The sequence below is a fragment of the Oceanobacillus alkalisoli genome, assembly GCF_022213125.1.
Taxonomy (GTDB): domain Bacteria; phylum Bacillota; class Bacilli; order Bacillales; family Amphibacillaceae; genus Oceanobacillus; species Oceanobacillus alkalisoli.
Window position 1 is genome coordinate 814,213 of the sequence record NZ_JAKNRA010000001.1, and the last position, 24,155, is coordinate 838,367.

At 43.8% G+C, this 24,155-nt stretch carries 26 protein-coding genes; 3 read left to right on the forward strand and 23 right to left on the reverse strand.

Features of this window, described 5'->3' with window-relative positions:
* Positions 1-5 precede the first annotated feature (5 nt).
* Together L3V42_RS03645 and zwf are read left to right on the forward strand one after the other, a co-directional pair.
* Positions 6-443, forward strand: coding sequence for a threonine/serine exporter family protein (locus L3V42_RS03645; protein ID WP_255770725.1), 438 nt, complete (start codon positions 6-8; stop codon positions 441-443).
* A 281-nt stretch (positions 444-724) separates the two neighbouring features.
* The gene (gene zwf / locus L3V42_RS03650; protein ID WP_235761846.1) at positions 725-2,200 is read left to right on the forward strand and encodes a glucose-6-phosphate dehydrogenase; all 1,476 of its coding nucleotides are present in this window, start codon (positions 725-727) and stop codon (positions 2,198-2,200) included.
* Between the two features lie 187 nt (positions 2,201-2,387).
* Here the strand turns inward: zwf and L3V42_RS03655 are convergent, their stop codons facing one another.
* Entirely contained in the window at positions 2,388-2,645 is a 258-nt protein-coding gene (locus tag L3V42_RS03655; protein WP_238471349.1) for a hypothetical protein, read from the reverse strand.
* A gap of 113 nt (positions 2,646-2,758) precedes the next feature.
* Positions 2,759-3,178: a 3-hydroxyacyl-ACP dehydratase FabZ gene (fabZ, locus tag L3V42_RS03660; protein WP_238471350.1), complete on the reverse strand. Its 420-nt coding sequence runs from the start codon at positions 3,176-3,178 to the stop codon at positions 2,759-2,761.
* Positions 3,179-3,359: 181 nt separating this feature from the next.
* Between fabZ and L3V42_RS03665 the strand changes: the two genes are divergently transcribed.
* Positions 3,360-3,506, forward strand: coding sequence for a lmo0937 family membrane protein (locus tag L3V42_RS03665; protein WP_235761849.1), 147 nt, complete (start codon positions 3,360-3,362; stop codon positions 3,504-3,506).
* Positions 3,507-3,595: 89 nt separating this feature from the next.
* Here L3V42_RS03665 and L3V42_RS03670 read toward each other — a convergent pair whose 3' ends face one another.
* From L3V42_RS03670 to upp, 21 genes are all read right to left on the reverse strand, one after another.
* The gene (locus tag L3V42_RS03670; RefSeq protein WP_238471351.1) at positions 3,596-3,874 is read right to left on the reverse strand and encodes a DNA-directed RNA polymerase subunit beta; all 279 of its coding nucleotides are present in this window, start codon (positions 3,872-3,874) and stop codon (positions 3,596-3,598) included.
* An 18-nt stretch (positions 3,875-3,892) separates the two neighbouring features.
* Positions 3,893-4,732, reverse strand: a complete 840-nt coding sequence (locus L3V42_RS03675) for a flagellar hook-basal body protein (RefSeq protein WP_238471352.1) — start codon at positions 4,730-4,732, stop codon at positions 3,893-3,895.
* Positions 4,733-4,760: 28 nt separating this feature from the next.
* Complete coding sequence (locus L3V42_RS03680; protein ID WP_235761852.1) at positions 4,761-5,564, reverse strand: flagellar hook-basal body protein; 804 nt, start codon at positions 5,562-5,564, stop codon at positions 4,761-4,763.
* 81 nt (positions 5,565-5,645) lie between these two features.
* Positions 5,646-6,647, reverse strand: a complete 1,002-nt coding sequence (locus tag L3V42_RS03685) for a rod shape-determining protein (protein ID WP_235761853.1) — start codon at positions 6,645-6,647, stop codon at positions 5,646-5,648.
* Positions 6,648-6,893: 246 nt separating this feature from the next.
* On the reverse strand, positions 6,894-7,154 hold the full coding sequence (spoIIID, locus tag L3V42_RS03690) for a sporulation transcriptional regulator SpoIIID (RefSeq protein WP_310739782.1): 261 nt from the start codon (positions 7,152-7,154) through the stop codon (positions 6,894-6,896).
* Between the two features lie 379 nt (positions 7,155-7,533).
* The gene (gene spoIIQ / locus L3V42_RS03695) at positions 7,534-8,457 is read right to left on the reverse strand and encodes a stage II sporulation protein SpoIIQ (RefSeq protein ID WP_238471353.1); all 924 of its coding nucleotides are present in this window, start codon (positions 8,455-8,457) and stop codon (positions 7,534-7,536) included.
* A gap of 458 nt (positions 8,458-8,915) precedes the next feature.
* Positions 8,916-10,076 (reverse strand): stage II sporulation protein D, encoded by a 1,161-nt coding sequence (gene spoIID, locus L3V42_RS03700; protein WP_238471354.1) that lies wholly within the window; start codon positions 10,074-10,076, stop codon positions 8,916-8,918.
* Between the two features lie 253 nt (positions 10,077-10,329).
* Complete coding sequence (gene murA / locus L3V42_RS03705) at positions 10,330-11,664, reverse strand: UDP-N-acetylglucosamine 1-carboxyvinyltransferase (RefSeq protein ID WP_238471355.1); 1,335 nt, start codon at positions 11,662-11,664, stop codon at positions 10,330-10,332.
* 36 nt (positions 11,665-11,700) lie between these two features.
* The gene (locus L3V42_RS03710; RefSeq protein ID WP_238471356.1) at positions 11,701-12,420 is read right to left on the reverse strand and encodes a YwmB family TATA-box binding protein; all 720 of its coding nucleotides are present in this window, start codon (positions 12,418-12,420) and stop codon (positions 11,701-11,703) included.
* Positions 12,421-12,601: 181 nt separating this feature from the next.
* Positions 12,602-12,832 (reverse strand): DUF1146 family protein, encoded by a 231-nt coding sequence (locus L3V42_RS03715; RefSeq protein WP_235761858.1) that lies wholly within the window; start codon positions 12,830-12,832, stop codon positions 12,602-12,604.
* Between the two features lie 174 nt (positions 12,833-13,006).
* A complete protein-coding gene (locus L3V42_RS03720) occupies positions 13,007-13,405 on the reverse strand; it encodes a F0F1 ATP synthase subunit epsilon (protein ID WP_235761928.1) in 399 nt (132 codons plus the stop codon).
* Positions 13,406-13,474: 69 nt separating this feature from the next.
* Entirely contained in the window at positions 13,475-14,878 is a 1,404-nt protein-coding gene (gene atpD / locus L3V42_RS03725) for a F0F1 ATP synthase subunit beta (RefSeq protein ID WP_235761859.1), read from the reverse strand.
* Positions 14,879-15,096: 218 nt separating this feature from the next.
* Positions 15,097-15,957 carry an ATP synthase F1 subunit gamma gene (gene atpG, locus L3V42_RS03730; RefSeq protein ID WP_235761860.1) on the reverse strand — a complete coding sequence of 287 codons (861 nt, stop codon included), beginning with the start codon at positions 15,955-15,957 and terminating at the stop codon, positions 15,097-15,099.
* 294 nt (positions 15,958-16,251) lie between these two features.
* Positions 16,252-17,763 carry a F0F1 ATP synthase subunit alpha gene (gene atpA, locus L3V42_RS03735; protein ID WP_235761861.1) on the reverse strand — a complete coding sequence of 504 codons (1,512 nt, stop codon included), beginning with the start codon at positions 17,761-17,763 and terminating at the stop codon, positions 16,252-16,254.
* Positions 17,764-17,781: 18 nt separating this feature from the next.
* Positions 17,782-18,327, reverse strand: coding sequence for a F0F1 ATP synthase subunit delta (locus L3V42_RS03740; RefSeq protein ID WP_235761862.1), 546 nt, complete (start codon positions 18,325-18,327; stop codon positions 17,782-17,784).
* Entirely contained in the window at positions 18,324-18,851 is a 528-nt protein-coding gene (atpF, locus tag L3V42_RS03745) for a F0F1 ATP synthase subunit B (protein WP_235761863.1), read from the reverse strand. Before atpF ends, L3V42_RS03740 begins: the two co-directional genes overlap by 4 nt.
* Before the next feature lie 94 nt (positions 18,852-18,945).
* Entirely contained in the window at positions 18,946-19,152 is a 207-nt protein-coding gene (gene atpE, locus L3V42_RS03750) for a F0F1 ATP synthase subunit C (RefSeq protein WP_235761864.1), read from the reverse strand.
* Between the two features lie 44 nt (positions 19,153-19,196).
* Positions 19,197-19,919, reverse strand: coding sequence for a F0F1 ATP synthase subunit A (gene atpB, locus L3V42_RS03755; protein WP_235761865.1), 723 nt, complete (start codon positions 19,917-19,919; stop codon positions 19,197-19,199).
* A 139-nt stretch (positions 19,920-20,058) separates the two neighbouring features.
* Complete coding sequence (locus L3V42_RS03760) at positions 20,059-20,442, reverse strand: ATP synthase subunit I (RefSeq protein ID WP_235761866.1); 384 nt, start codon at positions 20,440-20,442, stop codon at positions 20,059-20,061.
* A 540-nt stretch (positions 20,443-20,982) separates the two neighbouring features.
* The gene (locus tag L3V42_RS03765; RefSeq protein ID WP_238471357.1) at positions 20,983-23,130 is read right to left on the reverse strand and encodes a S8 family serine peptidase; all 2,148 of its coding nucleotides are present in this window, start codon (positions 23,128-23,130) and stop codon (positions 20,983-20,985) included.
* Positions 23,131-23,459: 329 nt separating this feature from the next.
* Positions 23,460-24,089: a uracil phosphoribosyltransferase gene (gene upp, locus L3V42_RS03770; RefSeq protein WP_235761868.1), complete on the reverse strand. Its 630-nt coding sequence runs from the start codon at positions 24,087-24,089 to the stop codon at positions 23,460-23,462.
* Positions 24,090-24,155 lie beyond the last annotated feature (66 nt).

Sequence of the window (24,155 nt, forward strand, 5' to 3'; positions counted from 1 at the left end):
TTCTTTTGACGATAGCTGCACAACTTCTTACAAGCTTCATTGCGTCAAGCGGGTTCGGAATTTTATTCAGTGCCCCGAAAAGATCCCTCATCCAATGCGGATTTGTCGGGATGTCCGGCTGGATGCTTTATTATTTTCTAACACCGGCCATAATGAATAATGTGCCCGCGACGATTTTCGCTGCCATGTTCGTGTCGGTGCTCAGTTATTTCTGTGCCCGCCTCTTTAAAGTACCGATTATTATTTTCAATATTTCGGGGATTATCCCACTTGTTCCGGGAGGACTTGCCTACAATGCGATGCGCCATTTTGTCGAAAATGATTATACGACAGCGGTTGAATTGTCGGTTGAGGTAACACTCCTTGCCGGCGGAATTGCGATTGGATTAATGTTTTCTGAGGTCATCCGGCAAATTATCGTGAAATTGACGGTTCAAAAATAATATCCATTATTTAATTTTTGAAAAGCTGCACACTTCTGAATATACTTTCTCTTGAACAATTCACTGACTTTTAGTTCGTTTCTATTGCTAAATTTTCAAACTCCATTACAATAAAATAAAACTTCATTCTGTTTGCGTTTATTTACCCCTGCGGAATGATAGTTGAATCAATCGGGCCGTTACTGGGCGTGCGGACCTACCGCTTAAAATCTGTAAAGTGGGAGTTTTACAGCCAGTTACACGAACAATAAATTTAATTCCAACAAAGTGAGGGAAGTTTTATGAGTGAACAAATAAAGCCAAAAGTTTTAATTACGATCTTTGGAGCAACAGGGGACTTAGCAAAACGAAAGCTATACCCTTCCATATACCGCCTCGTGCGGAATAATACGATTAGTAGAGATTTCGCTGTCATTGGGCTCGCGCGAAGAGACTGGTCCAATGAGGTATTCCGCGATAATGTAAAGGAATCAGTCGAGCAGGCATTTGGTGAATGTGAACGGCTGGATGATTTCGCATCGCATTTCCACTACCAATCGTTTGATGTGACGGATGATACAGCTTACGACCGCATGAAAGAATTGGTGGAACAGCTTGAAACGCAGTATGATACAGAAGGAAATCGGCTATTTTACTTAGCTATGGCGCCCGAATTTTTCGGGGGAATTGCAAATAGTCTTCAGGAATACGGTTTGAAAGAAACACCGGGCTGGACTCGCTTGATTATTGAGAAGCCATTTGGGCATGATCTGGAATCAGCAAAAGAATTGAATAACCAGATTCGTGCAGCGTTTGATGAGGAACAAATTTACCGGATTGACCATTATCTTGGTAAACAAATGGTGCAAAATATTGAAGTGATCCGATTTGCAAATGGAATTTTTGAACATTTGTGGAATAACCGTTTTATTTCCAATATCCAAATCACATCGAGTGAAACGCTCGGTGTCGAGGACCGTTCGCGCTATTATGATGATTCGGGAGCAATCCGGGATATGGTGCAGAACCATATTCTGCAGATGGTTGCATTGCTTGCGATGGAGCCGCCAATTAGTCTAACAACCGATGAAGTCCGTTCAGAGAAAATTAAAGTGTTGCGCGCACTTCGGGAGCTGGATCTCGAGCAAGTACATGAGCATTTCGTCCGCGGACAATACGGGGCTGGTGTGCTGGATGATGAGGAAGTAGTTGGCTACCGGAAAGAATCAGAAGACCTCGTCTTTTCCAATACAGAAACGTTTGTCGCTGGAAAAATTTTAATTGATAACTACCGCTGGGCCGGGGTTCCGTTCTATATTCGGACTGGAAAACGGATGGCGCAAAAGCAGACGAGAATCGTAATTGAGTTCAAAGATATTCCGATGAATCTCTATTTCAAGAGCGAGCGGGAGCATCATCCGAACTTACTAGTCATCAATATTCAACCGGATGAAGGAATTGCCCTTTATCTGAATGCGAAAAAATCTGGTTCTGAGGCGCTTGCCGAGCCGATTGAACTTAGTTATAAACAAGGTGCGATGCCTGCAATCAACACGCCGGAAGCATATGAAAAGCTTTTATATGATTGCATGATCGGGGATGCAACAAACTTTACACACTGGGATGAAGTTGCTTTATCTTGGAAATATATCGATCCGATTTTAGAAGTATGGGAAAAAGAACAACCGAACTTCCCGAACTATGAATCCGGCTCAACCGGACCGAAAAAATCAGACGAACTCTTAAGCCAAGACGGCAACCACTGGTGGGAAGTCTAATCGGGACATTGGGGTCAGAGCTTCTGTCTAGGATTTAGCGGGACAACAGGGTCAGAGCTTTTGTCCCAACCTATAAAACGGGTTATTCAAGAAAATATCTTGAATAACCCGTTTCTTTTTTGTATGCGCGATGAACACGAGGCTCTGGCTAGGTGGGACAGTTACACTGACCCCGTGTCTTGCTTATTTAACGGTTGCGGGTGTCGTCTCTGTCGAGTTCTTTTTCTCTGTCTGTTTCGTCTCTTTCCATCATGTCAGCGTCGTCGTTGTCTTCGTTATCATTGTTTTCTAGGTTGTCTCCGTTATCTTGGTTGTCTTCGTTTTGGTCAAGAGGTGTTTCGTCGATTGGTTCGTTATCATTATTGTCATCATTTGTTGCACACCCTGTGATCAATGTAAGTGCCAACACAAGGGAACCAATACGGAGAAGCCATTTATTCATCATCTGTGTATGCCTCCTTTTCCATCAAAGTAATTACTCGAATTTAGCATAACCACTTTACCCGAAAGTCATACATCATACACATTGACGAATTAACGCTCCACCAACTCACTCACCTACTGAATCGCAAACGTAATTTCCGCTTCACAAGCCAGCTCGCCATCAACGGTTGCCCGGCCTTTCCCTTTCCCGATCGGGCCTTTCATGCGGGTGATTTCCACTTCAAGACGCAGCTGGTCGCCTGGCTTTACTTGTCGTTTAAAACGGCATTTATCGAGCCCTGCGAGAAAGCCGATTTTCCCTTTATTCTCTTCCATATTCAATACTGCAATTGCACCTACCTGAGCCATTGCCTCAACAATCAGAACACCTGGCATGACTGGATAGTCGGGGAAATGCCCCTCGAAAAACGGTTCATTGATTGTTACATTTTTAATGCCGACTGCGCGTTTCGCCTCGTCGATCTCCTCAATTTTATCGACTAACAGAAATGGATAACGGTGTGGAATAATTGCTTTAATTTCTTCTATATTCATCGTTAATTCTCCTCTTTTCTTTATGGTAAAGCAGGATATTTCAAGTGAATAAATCCATATCCTCTTGCTTGCTCGTTTTGATTATATCAAGTTTATAGGTTTGACTCCAAGTGAAAACGGAAAAAGAAAGATAAGCGCATTTACAAGAAGTCATCTTAAAATTACTGAAGGAGGATACGCTATGCTTTGGTCAATTATTGTTCTATTGCTCGTATTATGGCTATTAGGCTTTTCATTTGATGTTGGTGGCGGTCTTGTCCACTTACTCTTAGTCGTTGCGTTAATCGTGCTTATTTTCCGCTTAGTTACTGGAAGACGAGTCGACTGACCGATTTAAAAATGCAAGATTTTACAACGCTCCTATACTTGCATTAAAAAGGACATAGGCTTTCACCAACCTATGTCCTTTTTAATATATTATTCTTTTATAACGATGTCGATGATATGCCGCCAGGTTTCCACTTTTAACGCGTCTATCGGGTTTCCATCACCAATTATCCCAAAACCAATCATAAGCCCTGCTACAAGGGCAAATATGGCGAGAATGATAACGATGATGATCCGCAGCCAAATCGGAAACACCCGTACTCTTAACGAGTTGTTCCGCTTTTCATTTCGCTTCTCCTGCTCTTTTTTCGAACCTTTTGTTTTTTGTTCCTTCGCTGTTTCAGCTTGCTTCAATTGCTTTGTTGACATCGTTCGATCTCCTTAATGTTAACTTCTCAGTTGATTGATAAGACCCATCATCTGATCGGTCGTTGAAATCGTCCGGGCATTGAATTGGTAGGCGCGTTGTGCCATTAGTAATTCTGACATCTGAGCTGCTAAATCAACATTCGCCTGCTCCAGTATCCCGCTTTCAACTAATGAATCGATAATACCAACCGGCAAAGCGACTTCATTTACCGCAAATCCAAGTTCATCAGCGTCTGGTAAGCGGAAGAGATTGCCACCCACTGCTTCCAGTACATGCGGCCGGGTAATTTCAACAATGGCGATTGCTCCAGCTACTTCAAGCTGGCCTCCTCGCTCAACTACGATTTGCCCGTTATCCCGAACTTCGATTCCTTCAAATCCGTTCGCAATGACGATCGGGGCACCATTTTGCCCAAGGACTGGCTCGCCGTCACCATTTGTCAGCATCACCGAATCCGCTGCCGCACTCGTCGTCTGCAAATAAAAACTTCCATCACGTGTATAATTCGTCTCAATCGCTCCCGGCTCACCAGTTTGAATCTGGAAAAAATGCCGCCCGTTGCGAAGCGCAAGGTCAAGCGCCCGGTTCGTCGTCTGCAAGGCACCAATGGATAAATCATTGTTGATTGCTCCTAGCCTTGCCCCTGAACCGACACGAATACCTTCTGGCGTAAGACGATTCACCGCGTTTTCCGGGGTGTTCAGATTATTGATTTGCTGGGTTAATAAAGAGGAAAATTCCGCATTTCTCGTTTTGTAGCCTGGTGTTTGGCTATTTGCCATATTATGTCCAATCAAGTCCAGTTTCTGTTGCAGCTGATTCATTGTCACCGCTGCTTGGATCATCGTTCGTGACATGGATTAAAACCTCCAATCCGCTCCAAAATTAACCGAGACGGCCGATTTCAGATACTGTTTTCCCTAAGCTTTCATCGTATGCCCGTAAGACACGCTGATTGAGTTCAAACATCCGGTAAGCATTCAACTGGTCCGTCATTGTCGTTGCACCGTCCACATTCGATCCTTCAAGAAAGCCTTGCTGAACGGCAAATCGAGCATCAGCTGGCATTGCTCCCGCTTCTCCGTTGTACAGATTGTCGCCTTCTTTCGTCAGTTCATTCACATCAGCTGTATAGGCTAGTCCAAGCTGAATCGTTTCCGTATCCATCTGAAGCAATCCCGCATTTGTTACGGTAAAATCTCTGCCTCCTGTTTCAATCGGCGCACCAGCACTGTTTAACACGTAATAGCCCTGATTCGTGACAAGAAAACCGTTCCCGTCAACGGTAAAATTTCCGTTCCGAGTAAGGCGCTCTTCCCCTGCTTCATTTTGTACACGGAAAAAGATGCCGCCTGTCTCGTCCGGTACTTCCCCTTGCGTAATGGCGAGGTCTGTACTGATAGTTGTTTCCTGGATGTCGCCCTGGGCAAAGTCAGGCACGAATTCCTGGACGTAGACACCTGTATTCATGGAACCGATCGTCTCATTTATACGGAGATTCGCGTTTCGGTTCACGGGAAGCTGTTTTTTCCCTTGGGCTTGCAGCAGCATTTCCGGGAAAGATCGGATTGTTGCTTGATCTGCTTTGTATCCAGGTGTATTCATATTCGCCATATTATTCCCTAGTGCTTCCTGGTGGCGCTGCTGGGTTATCATGCCACTTGCAGCGGTGTAGAATCCTCGTAACACATGGTTTCCTCCTTTTAGCGTTCAGGATTTTTTAAATTATGGATAGCTAAAGTTGCTAAACGTGCGCTTCCGCCTTTGCTTTTAGCCAATCTTCTTCCGTTCAATCTTATCAATATTCTCAAGCATGATCCCTGTTCCTTTGGCAACACAGCTCATCGGCTCTTCTGCTACAAATACAGGCACTTTCAATTCTTCTGCGAGCAATTGGTCCATCCCGTGAATCAGAGCACCGCCACCTGTAAGGATGACACCGCGGTCGATAATATCAGCAGATAATTCCGGTGGAGTTTGCTCGAGGACTGTTTTGGCTGCTTGTACAATTAAATAAACATGCTCACGGAGAGCCTCTTCAATTTCTTTGGAGTTTACGGTAATTGTTTGCGGAAGACCACTCACCATGTCCCGACCACGAATCTCAAGGGATTCATCACGCGAACCTTCAAACACGGTTGCGACACTGATTTTAATTTCTTCAGCTGTCCGCTCCCCGATTAAAAGCTTATACTTTTTCTTAATATACTGTAAAATTTCCGCATCAAAATTATCCCCTGCCATTTTAATGGATTCAGAGGTTACAATGCCACCCATGGAAAGAACGGCCACATCTGTCGTTCCACCACCGATATCGACAACCATGTTTCCGCTTGGCTGGTAAATTTCCATTCCAGCACCGATTGCTGCAACCTTGGGCTCTTCTTCCAGATATACTTTTTTCCCGCCTGATTTTTCCGCTGCTTCTTTAATCGCTTTCTGTTCGACTTTCGTAATGTTCGTCGGGCAGCAAATGAGCATGCGTGGTTTTGTAAACAGGCCTTTTACATTGATTTTATTAATAAAATGCTTTAACATCGCTTCCGTTACGTCAAAATCAGCAATTACCCCATCCTTCAGCGGGCGGATTGCTTCTATATTTCCCGGTGTCCGACCAACCATACGACGAGCTTCTTCTCCGACTTCAAGCACTCTTCCAGTATTTCGGTCCATCGCTACTACAGCTGGTTCATTCAACACAATCCCTTTTCCTTTTACATGAATTAAAACGTTGGCGGTTCCAAGGTCTATTCCAATATCTCTAGAAAACATTCTATCTAGGTCCTCCCAAATTAACTTGTCTTACATCGTGGTTTAGACACAATGCTACTAATAACATATTTTATCACAGTTTGCCTCATTTAACTTCTTTTATTGATAATTATTTTGTGAAATTTTGATTGGCTTTGCCTGAGGATGATGGAGCGGATAAATGCTTGGAGAAACTTGTTAAAAAAATGGGCTACTAATCCGGGGTAGCGACTAGTAGCATGAAGTTTTATCAATTCCGGGAGATGTTCACTTCACGAGGTTCTCCTGTTTATATTTTTGTCTCGTCGCTTCCCCGCCGCGCAAGTGCCTGATCGCTTTATGATATTCGAGCACTTCTTTTACCTGACCGGCAAGTTCGGGATTGATTTCGGGTAAACGTTCAGTCAAATCTTTATGGACGGTACTTTTCGAGACCCCGAATTCTTTGGCGATTTTGCGGACTGTCTTTCTCGTTTCAATCACATGCTGTCCAATACGGATTGCTCTTTCTTTGATGTAATCATGCACACCGTTCGCCTCCTAAGTTGATCGTTCTGAGGTGTCATCTCTTATCTCTTCAACCGGGGCTTATTATTCAATGCTGTCAACTGAACCGAAAAGTTAGTCTATGTAATTTGCATCATTGCAGGATTAGAAAAAGTCACTAGTATGCTCATTCACCTCAGCACTAAAATCTTGGTTGGTTTGTAACATTTTATTACAAGCACCAACCGAATATGAATAAATCTTTTGGGACAGGGGGTCAGAGAGTTTGTCCCAGTTCGGAGGGACAACGGGGTCAGAGGCAATGTCCCACTGGGACAAATGCTCTCACCCCATCACCCCATCTGTTCCGCCGCCACGTAAAAACACCTTGGCTTCTAGGGCCAAGGTGTTTTCTCAAAATTTATTCTTCTGTGTTTTCTTCTGTTTCCTCTTGATCTTCTGGTTGTTCTTCTTCTGCTCCAGCGTCAGATTCGTCGTTTTCGGCATCAGCATCTTCGTCCTGTTCGTCCGTTTCCTCTGGCTGCTCGACTGCATCTGTTTCCTCTGCCGGCTCTGTTTCTTCAGCTTCTTCTGTTACATCTTCAGACTCTTCAGCTTCATCCGCTACATCTTCTGTTGATTCGCCTGAATCGATGATCCCATCAAGCTTTGCGAGCGGTTGATTCAACACTGCTTCAGGGTTAACTGGTGTGTCGCCTTTTCGGACTTCGAAATGGACATGATTGCCATGCTCGGTTCCGAATTTATTTTGTCCGGCTGTACCAATTGCTTCTCCCTGTTTTACTTCAGCATCTGCTTCAACATTCACTTCACCAAGACTTGCATAATAGGTTTTCACGTCGTCCGCGTGATCGATTACGACAACATTCCCTAATAGCGGATCTTCTTTAACCTCAGCGACTGTTCCACTTAACGCAGCGACTACTTCAAAGCTTTCCCCATCTTCAGTTGCGATATCAATTCCTGTGCTTTGATAATAACGATTGTTGTAATGGATTAGGGCATTTACCTTCTCTGATTCGTCTGCGTTATAATCAAAAAACTTCGTTACAATTTGTGCTTCTTCACTGTCTGCTACAGGCAATTGAACGACTTCCTGCTGTTCCATTACAGGTTCAGCGTCCTCATCATTCAGGACCGGAGAATACTCATCCGTCTGATCCCACTCCTCGACAATATCCTGCTCGTCTCCATTGTTTTGATACCAGACGACAGCTGAGATTAATAGAGCTGCTAGGACCAAATAAAGACTTGGGAAGAACCACCGTTTACGGAAAATGCGTGTCCAACGTTTTTTTGGACCGAATTTGTTTTCCTCATTCATTTCTTCATCACCTCAACAACCATTCTGTTCAGAAAATAGAAAACCTATACATCTGCAAGGCAATATTTTTCAAAAACATGTATTATTTCAGTTGTTAAGGGGAAATTAAGGGATTATATAACAAAGGCGGAAGCGCCCTTGCAGGTTAAAAACGCGATTGTCTTCGCAACACCTGCACTAGCACATCCAGTAGTCGCAGCACCGTACAAACTGTGCCTCCCAGGATGGGAGGTAAAGGAAACTCAGGCGACGATAGTGAGTTGATGTTGACTTTCACCACAAGGGTATAAGGGCGACTAAGCCTCACAAAGATCGAACGGCCGAGTCTTCTTTATCGATTGGAGGATTGTGAAGTTTGATAGTTGCTGGCGCAGCGCGGACGTGGCTAACGCTAGTAATTAAAGTTATCCACTGTATTTTTATTTTATTGTTTCCTATGAAATCAGGAAAACCCCCGTCTATCTTGAGACGAGGGTTGGAGCTGCTTCATCTAGTGTACTTATATCAATTCCTTGGTAATAATGTTTCACGATTTCTTCATAGTTTTTTCCTTCTTTTGCCATGCTATCCGCACCAAACTGACTCATCCCGATGCCATGACCATTTCCTTTCGTCGTGAAAATATAATGATCATTCGTTTGTTTGACGGAAAAATCAGTGGAACGGAGCTCAAGCTTATCGCGAATTTCCCTACCCGTAAATGTATTGTCTTCAACCATAAACTGGCTGACTCGGCCGCTGTCGAACCGGGCTATCGTAATATGCTCGGCGGCATCTTCGGATATCGTAATGGCAAGACGCTCTTCCAGTTCCGCTTTCGTAAATGTTTCTTGATTAACAAGCTTCGGGTTTTCTAAATCCCATGGGCTTGGCACACTTCGCAAATAAGGAAGTTCATTTTCCCAATAGTCCTCCGAGTTTTCCGTGTAACCATTACTCATTGAAAAATAGGCAGGCATAATCGGGTCATCTTCATACGTTAGAATCTCTCCGCGTGTTGCTTCCACCGCCGCCTTAATCTTTTGCATATTATCTTCATAGGCACTGCCCCATTGCTGCTTCAGCTCCTCACTATTCTTATATACTTGGTGTTGCACCGTATCGGTAATATCATAGGAATCCTCATCATTTGCGAGGAGATGATTGACCGTATATGTCCGGGCTGCGAGCGCTTGAGCTTTCAGTGCCTCTATTTCAAAGGTTGCAGGCATTTCCGCAGCGACGACACCGACGATATAATCTTCTAATGAAACATCTTCAACGACATCTGCTTTTGTCCGCATGACTGCGACGGATATTGCCTTCTGATTTGCTTCTTGACTTTCATTCGTTATCGTAAAATCATCCGCTGGCTCTGTTGCTTCGTTACTTTTGTTGAGCGGCAGTACAATCAGACTCGGGACGGCAATAATGAGGATAAGCAGGGATGCAAACAGCAGGATGAGCGGCAGCCGGTAAGAGAACTGATGATGCCTGAAATAAGCGGAACCCTTTCGGTTGATGGAAGGGGGGGGCTTTCGTTTCATTGTTTGAAGCTTTGGCTTGCTCGATATTGCTTTCAATTGTGATTTTTTCTTGAGCAGTTTCTGGATATGGGCGTTTTTCTTCGGACTTTTCACAAATTCCCTCCTTGTCGCTGACTTGCCGTGCAGGGAGATTCGATTTTCACTCCTTCTTCTGCACAGCCTAGTATTGCAATCTACTATTATATTTATACGAAAAAACGAGAAATAGACCTGTGAAATTGCAGTTTATTAAGAATTTCGTGTGATATCCAAGTCGGAGAAAATACAAATAACCCCTACCAGATATTTTTTTCTGAAATAGGGGTGTTTTATTTTGTACCCGGGCTGGAATGACCGGGGAATTTATTTATGATAACTTTGCAACTGTTTCTTCGTTTAATTCATTTATTTCTGTAGTTGTTTCAATCACATTGTCGAACTCATCAACACGCACAATATCTGCACCTAATGCAGCAAGCTTTCCAACAATATTCACGTATCCGCGGTCAAGATGCTTTAGTTGTGTAACGCGGGTATGTCCTTCTGCTACAAGGCCTGCTAAAATAAGCGCAGCAGCAGCGCGCAGATCAGTTGCTGCGACCTCTGCGCCTTGAAGGTCATTTAAGCCCTCAATGATCACACTACGCCCTTCTATTTTGATTTTGGCGTTCATTCTCCTGAACTCTTCCACATGCATGAAACGATTCTCAAAAACCGTTTCTGTCAGCACACTTGTGCCATTTGCTTTCAACATGAGAGCCATCATCTGGGATTGCATGTCGGTTGGGAAACCTGGGTATGGCAGTGTTTTGACGTCGGTTGATTTAAAGTATTCCGGTCCGATAACACGGAGCCCGGTCCCTTCTTCTTCAATCGATACACCCATTTCTTCCATCTTTGAAATAACGGAACGAAGATGCTCACTCTCCACATTTTCCACTAAAACATTTCCGCCTGTAATTGCAGCTGCAGCCATGAAGGTGCCTGCTTCGACACGGTCGGGAATGATTGTGTGGCTTGTGCCGTGAAGCTTTTCCACCCCGTGAATACGAATCGTTTCTGTTCCTGCTCCAACGATATCAGCACCCATTTTATTCAGATAGTTAGCTAAGTCAACGATTTCAGGTTCTTTCGCTGCATTTTCGATAATCGTCGTTCCCTCTGCAAGGGATGCTGCCATCATGATATTCTCTGTTGCACCGACACTCGGCATATCGAGATAAATTTTTGCACCTTGAAGACGACCATCCACTTTTGCTTCAACGAAACCATTGCCGACGTGAATGTCTGCTCCCATAGCTTCAAAGCCTTTCAGATGAAGGTCGATTGGACGAGATCCGATTGCACAGCCGCCGGGCATCGCGACGTTAGCATGGCCGTATCGGGCAAGTAATGGTCCCAAGACAAGCACAGATGCGCGCATTTTACGTACATATTCAAATGGGGCCTCTGTTCGTAATTCCTTGGAAGCATCAATTTCTACGGTATTTGTATTTGCATTAAATTCTACATCTGCATTTAAATTCTTTAGTACTTCATTGATGGTATAGACATCAGCTAAAACAGGGACGTCTGTTATGACACTCTTGCCTTCGCTGGCAATTAAGCTCGCAGCCAAAACCGGCAGTACGGCATTCTTGGCACCTTCTATTTTTACTGTGCCGCGTAGTTGCTGTCCACCTCTTACGATGATTTTTTCCATATTTATAAATCTCCTTCAAATCCTTATTTCTAGATATTAGTATTCAGTAATTAGGATAGGTGTTCCTATCATGTAAACTAGCTCTCCCGAATCCTTTTCGGCTGTAGCAATTTGCAAGTTGTAAGGTATACCTTCGACAATAAACTTATCATTCCATAATGGTGTATACCCGTATATCATCTTTTTAAGCTTGGACATTTCGAATGAATCATACTGTTCTTCTCTATGTACCAACTGGAGAGATTCTGAAAAAAGTTCAATAATCGCTCTACTCTCTATTGTATCACCTTCTACTACTTCGATACAAGTAAATGATTTGATATTTTTGTAGAACAGTTTATTCAGAAGATTTTCACGTGCTTGGTCATATTCCTTTTGAACAGACTCATTCCATGTGTCCCCTTTTAGGACAGCGATCAATTCAATTTGTCTTGGATTATCCTTCGTTATAACCATTCGTTTTTCAACTGTAATTTGTGCCGGTTTTTCAGCACTCACAAAGTTAAATTTTATACTATTTTCATCTTCTGTTCTAGATACGAAATGACTATTTCGGTTATTATTCACAATTCGTTCGAAATTAGTTGTGTGAATCGTTTCTTTTAATGTCACTTCCCAGCCTGTTAGCGGTAATTCATTTGTGGATGTAATATTAGTTAGGGTATGTAGTGGGTCTATTTGTGTGTTTGCAGGAGTTGATCCTGTCAGTGTTATAAATGTTGCGATTAGAAAAGATAAAAGAATATGTTGCATCATAATTGCCCCTCTCCATTTGATTTATTCCAGTATGGACAAGTGGCGGGGATTTATTCATAGATTGATAGAATTGGAGAAAATCCGAGCAATTCATTCCCAAAGATTGGCAACAGATTTGTTCGGATTTAATCCACTTAGGCGTAACTTTACGCTATGCTAATTCAGCTGATAGCGCTAATAGTTAAAACAGGTAGAGCAAATCCTGTGACCATTGTAAGATGTCGAGGACGAATCTGCTGACACCTGTTCCAATCACGATAGCGAGGAAGAGCAAGAAAATCCTGCCTTCTTGCGGATGACCTTTTCGGATGATTGGGTCGAAATTTAACTTGAGCATGACTCGCCATGCGAGCCAAATGAAAAACAGGTGCGAAACCATTCCAATTAGCGCAAACTGTCCAATTGAAAACATAAAAAGCCCTCCCAAAAGGAATATTATTGTCGATATTTCCCGGGAAATGATATCCGGAAACCGGGACAGGGGGTCAGAGCGATTGTCCCACCCCTGAGTGGGACAGACGCTCTGAGCCCCTGTCCCAATGAAAAAATCTCTTATAACATGTGGTGTCATAAGAGATTTTGTTTTTTATTTTCCGCCTACGTCAAGGCGATTCATTGCGCGTTTGAGTGCTAATTCAGCTCTCCGGAAGTCGGTATCGTCTTGTTTCGCTTGTAAGCGACGTTCTGCCCGTTCTTTCGCCTCTTTTGCGCGGGCGACATCAATGTCGCTTGCTTTTTCGGCAGTTTGCGCTAAGATAGTTACTTTATCAGGTCGTACTTCCATGAAACCGCCACTTACTGCCACTTTATAAGTTTCGTCATTTTTCTTTAAACGAGCGACACCTATCGCTAATGGAGCTACTAAAGGAATATGATTTGGCAGAATACCTAATTCCCCATCTTCCGTCATACAGACGATCATTTCATAATCCTCTTCCAGAACTGTACCACTAGGAGTTACAACACTCACATTTAGTGTTTTCAGGATAAACCCCTCCTAATATTGGTAAGAAGCAAGCAGGAAAATCTCATCCTTACTCACTTCTTCCATTTTTTATTGTGATTGTTTTGCTTTTTCCACAACTTCTTCAATGCTTCCTACCAGACGGAATGCATCCTCTGGAAGATCGTCATATTTACCTTCAAGAATTTCTTTGAACCCTTTTACCGTTTCGCTTACTGGCACGTAAGAACCTGGCTGACCAGTGAACTGCTCGGCAACGTGGAAGTTTTGTGATAAGAAGAACTGGATACGTCGTGCACGAGCAACCGTCAATTTGTCCTCTTCACTCAACTCATCCATCCCAAGGATTGCGATGATATCTTGTAGTTCACGATATTTCTGAAGTGTTTGTTGTACTTCTGTCGCTACTTGGTAGTGCTCTTCCCCTACGATTTCCGGGTCAAGGGCACGGGATGTGGATGCTAATGGATCCACTGCCGGGTAGATACCTTGCTCGGAAAGCTTACGGTCAAGGTTCGTTGTCGCGTCAAGGTGTGCGAATGTCGTTGCCGGAGCCGGGTCCGTGTAGTCATCCGCAGGTACGTAAATCGCTTGGATCGATGTTACGGAACCTTTTTGCGTTGATGTAATTCGTTCTTGTAACTGTCCCATTTCTGTTGCAAGTGTCGGCTGGTAACCTACCGCTGAAGGCATACGGCCTAGTAGCGCAGAAACCTCGGAACCTGCTTGTGTGAAACGGAAGATGTTATCAATGAACAGTAAAACGTTCTGGCCTTGTTCATCACGGAAATATTCAGCCATCGTTAGACCCGTCAAGGCAACACGCATACGTGCCCCAGGTGGTTCGTTCATTTGACCGAATACCATTGCTGTTTTCGCAATAACTCCAGAGTCTTTCATTTCAAAGTAAAGGTCATTACCTTCACGTGTACGCTCTCCAACTCCAGCAAATACCGAAATACCGCCGTGCTCTTGAGCGATGTTGTTGATTAGTTCCTGAATCAGTACGGTTTTACCTACACCGGCACCACCGAACAATCCAATTTTACCACCTTTAATATAAGGAGCAAGCAAGTCAACAACTTTAATTCCTGTCTCAAGGATTTCTGTTTCTGTTGACAGCTCTTCAAATTCAGGTGCATTACGGTGAATCGGGTCTAAACGAACGTCTGAAGCGAGTGGTTCGTCCAGGTCAATGTTCTCACCTAATACGTTAAATACTCTTCCTAATGTAACATCTCCGACTGGTACAGAGATTGGTCTGCCTAAGTCTGTAGCAGGCGCACCGCGTTGTACGCCATCCGTAGATGACATTGCAATCGTACGGACACTGTTGTCACCAAGGTGAAGTGCAACTTCCAATGTAAGCTTGCTTTCCGCTCCATTTACGTTGATATCTACTTCAAGGGCGTTGTAAATATCAGGAAGCTGTCCGTCTTCGAACTTTACGTCGACAACAGGACCCATTACTTGTGTAACATGTCCCTTACTCATGGATTTCCCTCCTAACAAAATTCTCGAACTTAGAAAACTATAAAATAAAATGCTGTGAATAACTTAAATTTCCAGCGATAGCCACGTCCTGAGGCAACATCGAACTACCTCCCGTCCTGGAAGGCACAGTTTGTACGTTGCTGCGACTACTGGATGTGCTAGTACAGGCGTTGCGAAGACGATCGCGTACTTAGCCTGTAAGGACGCTTCCGCCTTTGTTATTCAAGTGCAGCTGCTCCACCAACAATTTCAGTGATTTCTTGTGTAATTGCTGCTTGACGTGCACGGTTATATGCGAGTGATAGGTCGTCGATCAATTCATTCGCATTATCAGTCGCACTCTTCATCGCAGTCATACTTGCCGCATGCTCACTCGCTTTTGCGTCTAATAATGCACCGAAAATCAGACTTTCTGCGTATTGTGGGAGCAATACATCTAAAATTTTCTGTTCATTTGGTTCATATTCGTATTCGCTGTTTGCATTTCCATGCTCCGCGATATCTTCTATCGGTAGTAACTGCTTCTGTGTAACAACCTGTGAAATTGCACTGACATAATGGTTATGGAAAATGATTAATTCATCAATTTCCCCATCTGTATACATTTGCACGGTTTCAGAGGCCAGTTCTCTAATTTCAGCGTATTCCGGTTGATCTGCAACACCGAGAATACTTTTGGCAATTGGTAAATTACGTCTTCTACAAAACTCAAAGCCTTTTGATCCCATGACGATGAGGGTATATTCCGATGGGTCGTTATGACGCTCTTCAATCGTCTTCATGAGGTCCCGTAACACGTGACTGTTATACGCTCCGACAAGACCTTTGTCTGATGTAATGATCAAATAACCAGTCTTGTTTACGTTGCGTTTTGTCAGCATTGGGTGCGAGACATCCGTGTGGCTGTTGGCAATACTGCCGACAACTTGCTGAATCTTGTCGCTATAAGGGCCAAAACCTTTCGCGTTACGTTCTGCTTTCCCCATTTTAGAAGCAGATACCATTTCCATCGCAGCGGTAATTTGCTTTGTCTTTTTTGTAGAGTCAATTCGTGCTTTCAAATCTCTTAGTGATGCCAAGCTATTTCACCACCCTTTCGCAGTGATATGGAGAGGGCCGGCACATACATTCACCGGACCCCGGATTATATTTTCAATCAGTTGCTTACGCTAGTTCGACTAGCTTCGGTGACCAGGGACTTCCCGAACTTCCTGGCTTCCGGTCGATAAAGTAGACTTGCCGATTGGCTAAGACATGAGGCCGAGCCGCACTTATACCCAAGTAGTGAAAAGTCAACATCGACTCCCGCTGGTCTTCGTGTTTCCTTTATCTTCCTTCATCCCAGTCCAGTCCGTGAATCCCTAAACGGTCACCTACGCTTTTGATGGCAAGAATGTATTCTTGAATGCTGCCACTGCACCATCCATCTTCTCTGCATCTGGAAGTTGTCCGGTTGTACGGATTTCTTCTAGTAGTTCACTCTGGTTCGTAGCGAGCCAGATGTTCATTTCATCTTCAAAGCGGACAATATCCTCCACTGGAATATCATCGAGGAAACCTTTTGTAAGTGCATAGATAATCATTACTTGGTTTTCTACCGCAAGTGGCTTATGCAGCCCTTGTTTCAGCACTTCAACTGTACGTTCCCCACGACTCAGCTTGGCTTGTGTTGCCGCATCAAGGTCTGAACCAAACTGAGAGAAGGCCTCTAGCTCACGGAACGCGGCAAGGTCAAGACGCAGTGTACCTGCAACCTTCTTCATCGCTTTAATTTGCGCATCTCCACCTACACGGGATACAGATAGACCTGGGTTAATCGCCGGACGTACACCGGAGAAGAATAGGTCGGATTGTAAGAAGATTTGTCCGTCTGTAATGGAAATTACGTTTGTTGGAATATAGGCAGAAATATCTCCTGCTTGCGTTTCAACGAATGGCAGTGCAGTTAAAGAACCGCCACCTTGTGCATCACTCAATTTTGCTGCACGCTCAAGCAGACGGGAGTGGAGATAGAATACGTCTCCCGGGAATGCTTCACGTCCTGGCGGGCGGCGCAGTAGCAAGGAAAGTTCACGGTATGCTGTCGCTTGCTTCGATAAGTCATCATAAACGACGAGTACGTGCTTTCCGTTATACATGAATTCTTCACCCATTGCTACACCTGCATATGGTGCAAGGTAGAGGGATGGTGCCGGATCAGATGCACCAGCAGATACAACGATTGTATAGTCTAGTGCGCCGTAGCGGCGAAGGACTTCAACTGTAGAACGTACAGTGGATTCTTTTTGTCCGATTGCAACATAAATACAGATCATGTCTTGATCTTTTTGGTTAATAATCGTGTCGATTGCTACCGTTGTTTTCCCAGTCTGACGGTCACCGATGATTAACTCACGCTGTCCGCGTCCTACTGGTACAAGCGCGTCAATCGCTTTAATACCTGTCTGTAATGGTTCGAATACCGATTGACGGTCCATTACTCCTGGAGCAGCTGCTTCAATTGGACGTGTTTTTGTTGTATTGATTGGGCCCTGACCATCGATTGGCTGACCTAATGTGTTGACAACGCGTCCCAGTAGCTCCTCTCCAACTGGTACTTGCATGATTCTTCCTGTACGGCGAACTTCATCGCCTTCTTTAATGCCGATATATTCACCGAGGATAACGATACCTACGTTACTTTCCTCAAGGTTCTGTGCGAGCCCCATGACTCCATTTTCAAATTCGAGTAGTTCTCCAGCCATTGCATTCTCAAGGCCGTGTGCACGTGCAATCCCGTCCCCGATTTCAATAACTGTTCCAACATCCGAAACTTCGATATCCGTTTCAAAGTTTTCGATTTGCTGTTTTATCAGCTTACTAATCTCTTCTGCATTAATGCTCATACCATTTCACCCCTATCATCATTTGTTTGCTACTGCAATTTTCCGCTCAATCCGGCGTAATTTCCCACTGACTGAACCGTCATAAATCGTATTCCCGACACGAATTTTAATGCCGCCTACTAAGGACGGATCAATGATATTCTCAAATTCGAGGGTCGTTTTACCGATTCGTTCAGCAAAAGATATTTTCAAATTTTGCTTCTCATCAGCGGTCAGTTCGCGGACAGAATAGACAGTTGCAACTTCAATTCCTTTTGCTTCGTTCACTCGTTTAATGAACGCTTCAACAATGGAGGGAATAAGCAATGTACGATGGCGCTGTACGAGGAGTTTCACCGTATTAACGACATCTGTATGTAAGCCTTTGAAGCTTGCTGCTACAAGCTGTTCTTTTTGTTCCCCATTCACTCTTGGATGCAATAGGAATGCATTTAATTCTTCATTATTTTGAAAGACGTCACGGACGACTTCTACATCATCCATCAATTGGTCCAATATGGACTTTTCTAAAGCTAGTTGAAAAAGAGCATCTGCATAACGCTTGGCTACTACGATTTCACTCATCGCTCTTCTCCTACTTCTTTAATGTAGTCGTTAATGAATTCCGTCTGGTCTTGTTCATTGATTTCTTTTTCAATTACTTTACTTGCCACTAACACAGATAGGGAAGCAACCTGTGCTTGAAGCGCTTGAATTGCCTGCTCTTTTTCATTTTGGATATCCGCCTGCGCTTGTTCTTTAATACGCTCGGCTTCCGCGCGAGCAGATTCGATGATGTCCTGCTCTTGTCTTACACCGGCAGTTTTCGCATCTTCAATAATCTTCTGTGCTTCCTGTCTTACACTATTAAGCTGGTCGGTGGCGGCTTTTGCATCCTTTTCTGCTTCTGCGCGGCTTTTCTCTGCTGCATCGATCTCATTTGCAACATAATTCTCACGCTTTTCCATCATATTCATGAGGGGACCCCATGCGAATATTCTCAGCAGTACCATCAGGATTAAGAAGAAGATTAAGGTAACTAACATATCTCCAATTCGCAGTCCCCCGACCGATGCTCCTAGAGTCATAAAGTCAACATATGAATGCACTGATTTCACTCCTTTAACGGTATCTAACTCATCTTTTCACTACATAAAGGAATGGCGAAGATTCCAATATCCGATCCCCGCCATCATAAACTTATTAAAGAACCATGAATGCAATAACTACTGCCATAATCGGAATCGCTTCTACTACCCCAACCCCGATAAACATTGTTCCTTGTAGTGAACCTTTCAATTCTGGCTGTCTTGCAATACCTTCCAGTGCTTTACTAACGATCATCCCGTTACCTAGACCCGCACCTAATGCTGCTAGTCCAACTGCTATTGCTGCTGCTAAAGCTCCCATTTACAATTTCCTCCTTTTTATAGTAAACCTAAATTGTTTTTTATTTAATGGTCTTCGCTCACTTTATGAGACATGTATACCATTGATAACATGATAAATACGTATACCTGAATTGCTCCGATGAAGAGCTTGAAGCCCATCCAGGCAAGTGTTGGCAATGCTGCTAAAACGCCGCCTAAAACTGAAGTTGTTGCTAATCCAATAAGCAAACCTAACAAAATTTCTCCTGCATACATATTTCCAAATAGACGCAAGCCTAATGTTAACGTGTTTGCAAACTCCTCGACTATTTTAAGGGGCAACAGAATCGGCGTAGGACTTAAAAACGTCTTGAAATAATGCTTTGTCCCCCGCATCTTAATACCATAATAATGCGTCAAGACAATAACCATGGTTGATAATGTTAATGTGATGGTTGCGTCCGCAGTTGGTGCTTTCCACCATAGGTCTGTTCCAACGACACCAATTGTTACAATCCCTGCTATGTTACCAAACAAGATGAAGAATGCTAGTGTCAGAATCAGCGGCATGAAAACTTTCCCAGTTTTCCAATCCATCGTATCGCTAATTACACCTCTAACGAATTCGACAATCCATTCCATGAAATTCTGCTTTCCTGTTGGTTTCATTTGGAGACTGCGAGTTGCCCATACAACTACGATAAAGACTAGAATGGATACAACTGCAAGCATGAATACGTTGGCAAGGTTAAAGTCGAGCCAGGAGATTCCAAAAACATCTTCAACTATTGGAGCTGTATGATCCAAAATTATCACCCCTTTACATCGATGGTTTTCGAACATTTGACTGTCCTTTGAATGTGACAGTCAAGTTGCGATTGAGCGGATATTTTAAATACCCGCCTTAAAACCTACATATTACAGCTGCAGGTAGTATGTAGTGCAGTTATCTTGATTTTTTGTTAAATACAAAACGAAGCATTCCATCAAGACCGAGTATGACGTACGATAGCATCAAACCAATGACTACAGCAATAATATGAAAGTTTTCCTCATAGCGAATTGCGATAAGCACACCTAGTACTGCTGCCGCCATTCTTGAGAACGTTCCCAACCCACCACGTGCTTCACCTGATTCTGCCACACTATCACCGAGTTGTTTTGTCTTATGCTGGAGCAACCATAAATTGTAAAAACTGATTGCCCCTCCTAACAGAAGTCCGTTAAAAACCCGTGTATAGGGAAGAAATCCAACTCCAAGCACTAAAAGTGCCAGTAAATAGAGCATCCATTTACGTTGGCGCGTTATCATACTTTCAAATTCATTCATTTGTATTCTACGCTCCTACTGTGAAACATGCGCAGGCAGGTAATGAACATTTCCCACTTGCGAGGCGCAGTTCTTCTACCCGATAGCAGAAGGTGATGTACCTCCAGTTGCCAGAAACTTGCAAGAATCAGCGACCTATACTTATGTACTTGTGAGTTTGTAAAAAGGGCAACAATATCGTTTTCCCTATCTGTATGTTTTTTAACAAATTCAGACAAATTTTTGAAAAATTAACGAATAATTATCGAAAAATGCCCATACTCACACTAAGTTAGTTTACCTCACTGTAACGGTCATTGTCAATTAATTTCTGCAATACGAGACATTCATTTTCCATCACGTTTCCAAGGCCTGCCATTTCGGAATAATCCTGCCACACTGCTTTTAATCCCCTATCATTATAATGGAAATCCCGCACAACGAATATGACGTTTTTGTGAACATATTTTTAACATTCCGGATGTTCGGTTAATGGATAGAACGCTGGGGTCGGAGGCGTTGTCCTAGTGGGACATTGCCTCCGACCCCAGCGTCCCGTTTTCATTCGATATGAAGGGGAATTTCCGTTGTTTCGATTTCTTTGTCATTGTTGATGGCAGTGATGATGCCAAGATAGTTTCCTGGTGCTAATTTGTAGCTTGGAATCTCGCCTTCGTTCATTCCGACTGAGGGTTCTTTTAACTCCAGTAAATTCCCGCGGTACGTTAAAGTGTCCGGGTCATATAAATCAATCGACACGAGTTGCAGTTCTTCAGTCGTATAAAGGGTATAACTGTAAATGTCATCGCTGAACGGCTTCAGACTGAATTCAATTCCAGCTATTTTCGGCTGGTCGGCGGATTGGTTCACGAAAAGATATGGTAAATGATAGGTTTTATTTTCTGTTTGTTCCTTTAATGTAAGGAAATCTTCCTGAATCCCTTCTAGGAGCTTGGGGCTTGTAACCTTTAACGCGACTTTTATTTCCTCTGTTGCATGCGGCTCGATTTTAAAGGATAAAGGGAGTTTCCATTCCATGCCTTGCTTCCTTTTTGGAACATCAAATGTAAATTGCTGGGTTTCTGATGTGCGGTTTTCCAGTTGGATGGTGAATTGCTTTTCTTCCCGGCGATCCGTTATCTTCCCAGCTTCAAGCGTCCCATTTGAAATGATTGTTGGGGCTTCGATTGCTTGATGCGGTTGGATGACGCCATGTCCTTGGATAGAAGGTGCCTGAAATTCACCGGTTTCAGTTTGAAGTGGTGTTGCCGTCGTTTCCAAAGCATGATAAATTTTATCTACACTCCAGTCTGGATGGGCTTCTTTCAGTAGCGCAACGGCTCCTGCGACATACGGTGCTGCCATACTCGTTCCACTCAAATGCTCATAGCCTCCAGGCACGGTGCTGTTTATTGCAGCTCCAGGCGCCGCTACATTCGGCTTGATCTGCCAATTAACCGTTGCGGGCCCACGCGAGCTAAATGGTGCGATTGTCGTATCTAGAGATTCATAAACGGTGTCGATATATGTCCCAGTATATTCCGTGAGCCATTCCCCGTCTTCTTGCGTGATTCCGGCAACTGGGATTTTTACTGCCCCGTCTTCATTATCCAAGCCTCCATGTAGTTCACCAGGCTCGTTATTATAGATTAAAACAGCTGCCGCTCCATTTTCCTGGGCCTTTAATGCAAGATCGCGAAAGGTTATCTCGCCCCGTTTGAACAGCGCAATTTTCCCGTTAAGATCTGTCCTATTTTCGTCTGCATTCATGAGCTTATAATCTTTTGCAAGCTCCCAGGCCGGGGAGCCCTGCATCGCGGTTAAGGAAATCTCCTGCTTTTCTTGTGCATGATAAAGATACGGCATCTCGGTAGGAGCTTGAACCGCTCCGACTGCTAAAGCATTTTTTGCCGTTGCCGGACTTCCGACAGTCCACGGTGCAGGCCCGCTGTTGCCATTTGCGATGATGACGGGGATACCGAGTTCTACTGCCTTATCAACGGCTAAGCTTGTCGGATAATCAGGACCGTTCACCTCATTTCCAAGGGAAAGATTGATTACATCCATCTCATCTTTTACCGCTTGTTCCAGAGCAGCAAGCACATGAACAGTCGAACCAAATCCACCCGGACCAAGTGCGCGGTAAGCATAGAGCGATGCGTCGGGGGCAATGCCTTGCAACTTGCCATTTGCCGCGATAATCCCCGCAACATGTGTCCCGTGACTCGTCGGCATCCCCTCTCCAGGCATCGTTTCCATCGGATCCTCATCCAAATCAAAGAGATCATAGCCACCTGCAAAATTATCTTTTAAATCGGGATGCGTGTAATCAATTCCAGTATCGATGACACCAACTTTGATATTTTTCCCTGTATGAGCATGAGCGGGCACTTCGCCTGCTTGCTGTGTTTGCGGTTGTCCTGACGAACGGACCGGCTCTGCTTTGTAAGTCTGCACGTCATGAATGCCAGTTATGAACTCAGCTGTGTGCAGACGCTCGAGTTGCTGCGGTTTTCCTTGTAAGGCAATCCCATTGAAAAGAGTCGAATAAGTCGCGACGACTTCAATAAATGGATGATATTTTTTGATATAGTCCGCGTGCACCTCTGCGTCTCCTTCCACTTCGATAATGACTGTTTCCAGTTCTTCTGCCTGGACAATGGGGAGAAAGAAGAAGCTTGCGATTAAGAAAAAAATAATCCCTCTCATGTTGGCCGCTCCTTTTATTATGATAGGGTTAGTTTTTAATAAAAGTATAAATATATGTATGTTTTTTTGAGCTGGGAGACGGGAGTGGCGGTTATAAAAGACTGGGTACGGAAGAGGAAGCCGGGTTAAGGTGATAAGAATAATTGTCAACTACCGAGTGGAGTGGAAACGCTCGAGTTCGGGCAATAAGAGGCATTAAAAACGACTGGACTCATCATAGCTAGCTAACGATGGCTGTTGATAGCTCCAGCCTCTCCCTCTTCCCCAAACCAAAAACAGCTAAAGAAAAAAGTATGCATCCCCTTTACAAGAGCCTGCATACTTCCTGTTTACTTCGTACCGAATAAACGGTCACCAGCATCACCAAAGCCTGGTACAATATAGCCGTTCTCATTTAAACCTTCATCGATTGCAGCTAGATAAATGTCAACGTCCGGGTGGTCTTCTTTAATAACTTCGACACCTTCTGGGGCACCGATTAAGCACATGAGTTTGATATGTTTCGCACCGCGTTTTTTAAGTGAATGAATGGCGTCGTTTGCTGAACCGCCTGTTGCAAGCATCGGGTCGATTACGATCAGTTCACGCTCCGAAATATCAGACGGAAGCTTGATATAATATTCGACCGGCTTTAATGTTTCGGGATCACGGTAAAGTCCAACGTGTCCTACTTTTGCTGCAGGGATTAGTTTACGTACTCCCTCAACCATTCCAAGTCCGGCGCGAAGGATTGGAATAAGGCCGATCTTTTTCCCAACAAGTTCTTTTGTTTTCGCAACGGTTACAGGCGTTTCTGTTTCCACGTCCATTAAAGGAAGATCTCTTGTGATTTCAAATGCCATTAACATGGCAACTTCATCAACTAGTTCACGAAATTCTTTGGTGCCTGTGTTTTTATCACGGATTTTCGTTAATTTATGTTGAATTAACGGATGATCTAATACGAATACTCTACTCAATTGCAGATCACTCCTTTAAAGTTTTCAAATCTCTAAAAGTATACAGAAAAACGATCAATTATTCAA

Excerpts from the sequence above, each read along its gene's own strand:
- zwf (WP_235761846.1), top strand. The coding sequence starts at position 725 with ATGAGTGAACAAATAAAGCCAAAAGTTTTAATTACGATCTTTGGAGCA.
- L3V42_RS03655 (WP_238471349.1), bottom strand. The coding sequence starts at position 2,645 with ATGATGAATAAATGGCTTCTCCGTATTGGTTCCCTTGTGTTGGCACTT.
- fabZ (WP_238471350.1), bottom strand. The coding sequence starts at position 3,178 with ATGAATATAGAAGAAATTAAAGCAATTATTCCACACCGTTATCCATTT.
- L3V42_RS03665 (WP_235761849.1), top strand. The coding sequence starts at position 3,360 with ATGCTTTGGTCAATTATTGTTCTATTGCTCGTATTATGGCTATTAGGC.
- L3V42_RS03670 (WP_238471351.1), bottom strand. The coding sequence starts at position 3,874 with ATGTCAACAAAGCAATTGAAGCAAGCTGAAACAGCGAAGGAACAAAAA.
- L3V42_RS03675 (WP_238471352.1), bottom strand. The coding sequence starts at position 4,732 with ATGTCACGAACGATGATCCAAGCAGCGGTGACAATGAATCAGCTGCAA.
- L3V42_RS03685 (WP_235761853.1), bottom strand. The coding sequence starts at position 6,647 with ATGTTTTCTAGAGATATTGGAATAGACCTTGGAACCGCCAACGTTTTA.
- spoIIQ (WP_238471353.1), bottom strand. The coding sequence starts at position 8,457 with ATGAATGAGGAAAACAAATTCGGTCCAAAAAAACGTTGGACACGCATT.
- murA (WP_238471355.1), bottom strand. The coding sequence starts at position 11,664 with ATGGAAAAAATCATCGTAAGAGGTGGACAGCAACTACGCGGCACAGTA.
- L3V42_RS03710 (WP_238471356.1), bottom strand. The coding sequence starts at position 12,420 with ATGATGCAACATATTCTTTTATCTTTTCTAATCGCAACATTTATAACA.
- L3V42_RS03715 (WP_235761858.1), bottom strand. The coding sequence starts at position 12,832 with ATGTTTTCAATTGGACAGTTTGCGCTAATTGGAATGGTTTCGCACCTG.
- atpD (WP_235761859.1), bottom strand. The coding sequence starts at position 14,878 with ATGAGTAAGGGACATGTTACACAAGTAATGGGTCCTGTTGTCGACGTA.
- atpA (WP_235761861.1), bottom strand. The coding sequence starts at position 17,763 with ATGAGCATTAATGCAGAAGAGATTAGTAAGCTGATAAAACAGCAAATC.
- L3V42_RS03740 (WP_235761862.1), bottom strand. The coding sequence starts at position 18,327 with ATGAGTGAAATCGTAGTAGCCAAGCGTTATGCAGATGCTCTTTTTCAA.
- atpE (WP_235761864.1), bottom strand. The coding sequence starts at position 19,152 with ATGGGAGCTTTAGCAGCAGCAATAGCAGTTGGACTAGCAGCATTAGGT.
- L3V42_RS03760 (WP_235761866.1), bottom strand. The coding sequence starts at position 20,442 with ATGAATGAATTTGAAAGTATGATAACGCGCCAACGTAAATGGATGCTC.
- L3V42_RS03765 (WP_238471357.1), bottom strand. The coding sequence starts at position 23,130 with ATGAGAGGGATTATTTTTTTCTTAATCGCAAGCTTCTTCTTTCTCCCC.